This is a genomic window from Microcystis sp. LE19-41.2A, assembly GCF_027530405.1.
GTDB classification, from domain to species: Bacteria; Cyanobacteriota; Cyanobacteriia; order Cyanobacteriales; family Microcystaceae; genus Microcystis; species Microcystis aeruginosa.
Window position 1 is genome coordinate 1 of sequence record NZ_JAPZQJ010000380.1, and the last position, 6,165, is coordinate 6,165.

Annotated in this window: 4 protein-coding genes and 1 pseudogene; 4 read left to right on the top strand and 1 reads right to left on the bottom strand. The window is 42.9% G+C overall.

Going from position 1 to position 6,165, the window contains the following annotated elements; all coding sequences use genetic code 11:
- The 4 genes and pseudogenes from O9290_RS15465 to O9290_RS15480 form a co-directional block, all read left to right on the top strand.
- Nucleotides 1–297 (top strand): annotated as a pseudogene (locus O9290_RS15465) (Uma2 family endonuclease); the annotation flags it as partial.
- Between the two features lie 287 nt (nt 298–584).
- Nucleotides 585–1,724 carry a citrate synthase gene (locus O9290_RS15470; RefSeq protein WP_002796663.1) on the top strand — a complete coding sequence of 380 codons (1,140 nt, stop codon included), beginning with the start codon at nt 585–587 and terminating at the stop codon, nt 1,722–1,724.
- A gap of 418 nt (nt 1,725–2,142) precedes the next feature.
- Complete coding sequence (locus tag O9290_RS15475; protein WP_288056540.1) at nt 2,143–3,885, top strand: ABC transporter substrate-binding protein; 1,743 nt, start codon at nt 2,143–2,145, stop codon at nt 3,883–3,885.
- Complete coding sequence (locus O9290_RS15480) at nt 3,885–5,153, top strand: glycosyltransferase (RefSeq protein ID WP_288056542.1); 1,269 nt, start codon at nt 3,885–3,887, stop codon at nt 5,151–5,153. The genes O9290_RS15475 and O9290_RS15480 overlap by 1 nt, the downstream gene beginning before the upstream one ends.
- 102 nt (nt 5,154–5,255) lie before the next feature.
- Here the strand turns inward: O9290_RS15480 and O9290_RS15485 are convergent, their stop codons facing one another.
- Nucleotides 5,256–6,026 (bottom strand): hypothetical protein, encoded by a 771-nt coding sequence (locus O9290_RS15485; RefSeq protein WP_288056545.1) that lies wholly within the window; start codon nt 6,024–6,026, stop codon nt 5,256–5,258.
- Nucleotides 6,027–6,165 lie beyond the last annotated feature (139 nt).

Genomic DNA, 6,165 nt, shown 5'->3' on the forward strand with positions numbered 1-6,165 from the left:
CTCGAAAGTCTAGAAAATCTCGATAATTGGGTAAGTCCTCGCTTGGGCATTCGTTTTCAATTAGCCCAACCAGAGTTAGTTTTGTATTATCCCGATGGTCAACCTTTCACCAGTTACAACGAAGAACGACAACGGGCCGAAACGGAACGACAACGGGCCGAAACGGAAAGTCAACGGGCCGAAACGGAACGGCAACGGGCCGAAACGGAAAGTCAACGGGCGGAAGCGGAACGGCAACGGGCCGAACGATTGGCGGCAAAACTGCGGGAGTTAAATATTAATCCCGAAGAAACTTAAAAAAATTATCGCTCGGCTCAATCGATCGAGATAGTCTCGCTACAATGAAAGTAGATAAATATCAAGTCCTCTAGCTAGAGTCGCAACAGTAAGCCCAGAAAAAATGCGCTAGGGCAGGGTTGACTAAATCGACGAAGCAATCGCTAAATAGGGGTAATTTCCGTCCACTTCTCCCCAATCCTGAACGGGAGAGGCAGAACCGAAGAATTTCTATAAAATTTCGGTAAGGGTGGAAAGATCAAGTAAGTTAGCGTTAGGGCTTAATCTTCGCCACGGAAAGTAGAACTATGACAGTTTGTGAATATCGGCCAGGTTTAGAAGGAATTCCCGCCGCCCAATCGAGTATCAGCTTTGTGGATGGGCAAAAGGGAATCTTAGAGTATCGGGGCATTCGGATTGAGGAACTCGCCGAAAAAAGTACCTTCCTCGAAACCGCCTATCTCCTTATCTGGGGTGTTCTGCCCACGGGGGCGGAACTGGACGAATTTGCCGATGAAATCCGTTATCATCGACGCATCAAGTACCGTATCGAAGACATGATGAAATGCTTCCCCGAAAAAGGCCATCCCATGGATGCGCTACAAACTTCGGCGGCGGCTTTAGGGTTATACTATGCCCGTCGGGCTTTGGATAATCCCGAATATATCCGTCAGGCAGTAGTCCGGCTATTAGCGAAAATCCCCACCATGGTGGCGGCGTTTCAATTAATTCGCAAAGGTAATCATCCCATTCAGCCCAACGATAGTCTTGATTATGCGGCCAATTTCCTCTATATGTTGACGGAAAGACGACCAACGGATTTAGCGGCGAAAGTTTTCGATGTCTGTTTGACCCTCCACGCCGAACATACCATGAATGCCTCGACTTTTTCGGCCATGGTGACGGCTTCCACTTTAACCGACCCCTACGGTGTCATCGCTTCAGCAGTGGGAACTCTCGCCGGCCCCCTCCACGGTGGGGCAAACGAGGAAGTATTGTTAATGTTAGAGGAAATCGGTTCGGTGGCTAATGTTCGTCCCTATGTGGAAAAATGTATCGCCAATAAACAAAAAGTTATGGGTTTTGGACACCGGGTATATAAAGTTAAGGATCCCCGGGCGACGATTTTACAAAATCTTGCCGAACAATTATTCGCGGAATTAGGTTCCGATGAATACTACGATATCGCCCTAGAATTAGAACAGGCAATGGTGGATATCTACGGCGAAAAAGGTATCTATCCTAATGTGGATTTCTATTCGGGATTGGTCTATCGGAAATTAGGCATCCCCAATGACTTATTTACCCCGATTTTTGCCATCTCCCGGGTGGCCGGTTGGTTGGCCCACTGGAAAGAACAATTAAATACTAACCGCATTTTCCGTCCTACCCAAATCTACACAGGAGAACACGAAGTCCCCTATACACCGATCGAACAACGTTCTTAGATTTTATCTCCCATTCTTGATGGAAACACGGTTTCTCGCCTTTGTCAATCTTTCCTAGGCGAGATTTTTTGTCTCATTTCCTGTTATATTGATGGGGCAAGGAAACAGTCCAGCGGCTTTCAGCTTGGTCAGTTTCGGTGTATATAGGGTCTGCTGAAAAAGTTTTTCGGTGGGGGCAGGGTTTGGGGTGTGGGGTGTGGGGTGTGGGGTTTTACCGGTTTTGAGGTGGCCAATTACCTAATTTTTAGGGAAAAAGTCCAGGGATTTTCCCCCTGATCACTCCCATACCTGGTACTTTTTGATTGACAAAAAGTCTAAAAGTCTTACCCAACAAGGTTTTTAGATTTATTCAGCAAACCCTATATAGCCAGGCAAGGTCTTTACTTCTAGATAGTCGGACAGAAAAATATTAAAGATTATGGTGAAATTTTGGCAGGGATTAACGGTATTTTTAATTTCTTGTTTATTGCTGATTTCCCTAACTGCTTGTGGTAATCAAGTTAGACGCAATCAAGTGGTCATATCGGTATTAAGTGACCCAAAAACCTTTAATGCTGTTTTATCGGCCGAATCCCCGAATATTTTTGGTTTAACCTACGAAGGACTATTAACAGAAAATCCCATTACTGGCAAAAAAGAACCGGTCTTAGCAGAATCTTGGACAATTTCCGATGATAATTTGAGCATTATTTTTACTATGAGAGAGGGTTTAAAATGGTCGGATGGTCAACCCTTAACCGTTGATGACGTGGTTTTTACCTATAAAGAATTATATCTAAATCCTGATATTCCTAACAACTACCGCGATAGTTTAAGAATAGGATTAAAAAAAGAATTTCCAGTTATCACTAAACTAGATAATCGCAGAATCGAATTTAAACTCCCCGAACCTTTTGCTCCTTTTTTAGATGCTGTCAGTTCACCGATTTTACCTAAACACGCTTTAGAAAAAACTATTCAGAAAAAAAGCCCCGATGGTAGGGTAGAATTTCTCTCCACTTGGGGGTTAGATACTCCTCCCGATAAAATTGTTTTTAATGGTGCTTATAAACTAAAAGAATATATAACGGGACAAAGGATTATTTTTGAGAATAACCCTTACTATTGGAAAAAAGATGCCCAGGGACAACAATTACCTCATATAACTTCGGTAATTTGGGCAATTGTTGAATCTCAGGATACAACTTTACTGCAATTTCGTTCGGGAAGTTTAGATTCTATTGGGGTAACTCCCGAATTTTTCTCCCTCTTAAAAACTGAAGAAGAAAGAGGAAATTTCACTATTTTTAATGGTGGACCTGCCTACGGAACCCAATTTATCGGTTTTAATCTCAATCAAGGAAAACGCGACGGAAAACCCCTAGTAGATCCGATTAAATCCCGTTGGTTTAATAACTTAAATTTCCGTCAAGCTATTGCCTACGGCATTAATCGTCAAAGAATGATTGATGATATCTATCGAGGATTGGGACAAGAACAAAATTCTTTTCTTTCTATCCAATCTCCTTTTTACGATCAAACCCTGAAAGGTTACGATTATAATCCCGAAAAAGCCAAAGAATTATTATTAGAGGCCGGATTTAAGTATAATAGTGATAATCTCCTAGTCGATGCCGATAATAATCCCGTTAGATTTAACCTGATTACTAATGCGGGTAACAAAATCCGGGAAGCAATAGGCGCACAAATTAAAAATGATTTAGCCGCAATAGGAATTCAAGTGGATTTTCAAGCGATCGCTTTTAGCAATTTAGTTGATAAACTGAGTAATAGTCTAGATTGGGAAGCACATATTTTAGGTTTTACCGGCGATAATGAACCCCACGCCCCTAATATTTGGTATGTAGATGGAAATCTCCACGCTTTTAACCAACAACCTCAACCCGGCAGCCCGCCGATTCAAGGCTGGCAAGCGGCGGATTGGGAGAAAAAAATCGCCGATTTATACGTCAAAGGTTCCCAAGAATTAGACTTTGAGAAGCGCAAAGTTATCTATAATGAAATTCAACAACTTCAACAGGAATACGTCCCGTTTATTTATCTAGTTAATCCCCTCGCTTTGGGGGCTGTGCGTAACTGCTTTGAAGGAATACAATTCTCCGCCTTGGGTGGAGCATTCTGGAATCTGGAAGAATTAAAGAAAACCTGTGGAGGTGTTTAATGACTCATTTTGGCATTCTTTGTCCCACCGCTTCTGGACATATCAATCCTCTCCTACCTTTAGGAAAAGAATTACAAAAACGCGGTCATAAAGTTACCTGTTTTTTAACTCTTGATGGTGAAGAAATGGTGCAAGCAGCCGGCTTAGATTTTCAGGCAATTGCACCCGACCAATATCCGAAAGGCACATCAGCCAAAAATTTAGCCGAAATTGGTCAATTACAGGGAAAAGCCGCCGTCCGTCGCACGGTACAATCAGTTACTAATTCTACCGCTGCCCTCTTTGAAACTATCCCTCAAGAGATGCGTCGCTTGGGAATTGATGCCCTAATTGTCGATCAAGTCTCCCCCTCAGGAGGTACAATCGCAGAAAAATTAGCTATTCCCTTTGTCAGTTTTGCTGGGGCATTGGTTTTAAATCGTGATCCGCTTATTCCGCCCTTTATGACCACTTGGGACTATAATCCCTCATTTATCGGGGTTATTCGCAATAAAATTGGCTATAAACTCCTTGACTCTCTGACTCGTCCTCTGAATGAGTTAATCAACCAGCAGCGTCAAGAATGGGGGTTAATTCCCTATCAAAACATCAATCAACGCTATTCCCCCCTTGCTCAAATTAGCCAACAACCCGCCGAATTCGAGTTTCCTCGGTCAAATTTACCCGCTCACTTTCACTTTACCGGCCCCTTTCACGATTCCTCCACCAGAAAAACGATTCCTTTTCCCTACGAAAAATTAACCGGACAACCCTTGATTTATGCTTCCCTCGGTACAATTCAAAATCGCCTACAATCGGCCTTTAATGCGATCGCCGAAGCCTGTGCCGATTTGCCGGTACAATTAGTTTTATCCTTGGGCAACACCGACTCTAACATTCAAATAACAACCAAAAACGCCCTAGTTGTTCCCTACGCTCCCCAATTAGAGCTTTTAACCAGAGCCTCTCTTACTATCACCCACGCAGGCTTAAATACTACCCTAGAATCCCTAGCGCAAGCTGTACCGATGGTGGCCATTCCCATCGCTAACGACCAACCGGGGGTATCTGCTCGGATAAAATGGTCGGGGACAGGGGAAGTGATTCCGATTTCCCGTCTAGAAGTTCCCCGTTTACGAAAGGCGATTGAAAAGGTCTTATCCGTCCCCAGTTACCGAGAAAATGCCCTGAGAATGCAAAAAGCACTACAGAAGACTGGAGGAGTGAAAATGGCCGCCGATATCGTCGAAAAGGCCATTTCTACCGGCCAACCCGTCCTATCGGTATAATGGCTAGGGTCTGCTGAAAAAGTTTTTACTAGGGGCAAGGTGTGACCAACTGTCTGCATCATAACCGATAGTGTCTGCCGCCGTTCCCTGTACACGCACTTGTTAGGCATCGGATTGGCTAGAGTGTATAAACTGGTGAAAGTCTGGTGATTTAATGAATGATTGAAGGTCTTTTACTAACTCTATACATGAGGTTAGCATCCACCCAAGCTCTTCAAGATGAGCTAATAATCGAGGGTTTTGTTCATCTAAAAGACTGATTAACTTGTAATAGTCTTCTATAGAGCTAGTACCGAGTGGCGCTAAATCTTGATGAATCAGCTTGTTTCGTTCCGCCACAATGTCTAAGAGAGCCTGTTTCTGAGCATTTAAGCAATCTGAGTCACTATAGGAAACCTTAAATAGTTGAGGTTTAGACTGACTATCATCCACCAGCACAGTGTCATGTAATTTCCAAACTAGGCGACCTAATGTGTGCTTACGAAATCTCTCATAATTGTCAACCAACTGGTTACAAGTTGATGTTGATAATCCCTCGCTCTGAGTCACTGAAAGTAGATACTTTAAAGTACCTTCAATCTTTGAAAAATTAACTATATTTCTACCCAGCTTTCTTAGTGCTTCAGTGCGAACTACTTCAATATCTATCGGTTCATCCATGATTAATGGTAAATCGAGATCTCTGACGTTGTTGGTTGCAATATCCTCTTCCGCCTGAGCGCTGAGGCGATCTAATTTTCCCGATGCTAGGTCCGCTTCAATTTGTCTATCCCACATCTCATCAAGATAGTCTTGAAGCCAGTTTGCCAGAGAGCGGACTTCACTTTCTGGCAGTTGCTTAATAGCCGACTCAACTTCTAAGCGATTAGTCATATAAGTAGTCATGCAAAATTAATTACCCAAATAAAAAATTAAGAAGTATAATACATAAAAAAACGAAGCAGCAGGAAAATACAATGAGATTGATTAGAGACCTAAACCCCGAGAGCCAGAAAATGCTAGAGAGAATTTA

What these genes read in the sequence shown, in the direction of transcription:
- O9290_RS15480 (WP_288056542.1), top strand. Translation starts at nt 3,885, where the DNA reads ATGACTCATTTTGGCATTCTTTGTCCCACCGCTTCTGGACATATCAAT.
- O9290_RS15485 (WP_288056545.1), bottom strand. Translation starts at nt 6,026, where the DNA reads ATGACTAATCGCTTAGAAGTTGAGTCGGCTATTAAGCAACTGCCAGAA.
- O9290_RS15475 (WP_288056540.1), top strand. Translation starts at nt 2,143, where the DNA reads ATGGTGAAATTTTGGCAGGGATTAACGGTATTTTTAATTTCTTGTTTA.
- O9290_RS15470 (WP_002796663.1), top strand. Translation starts at nt 585, where the DNA reads ATGACAGTTTGTGAATATCGGCCAGGTTTAGAAGGAATTCCCGCCGCC.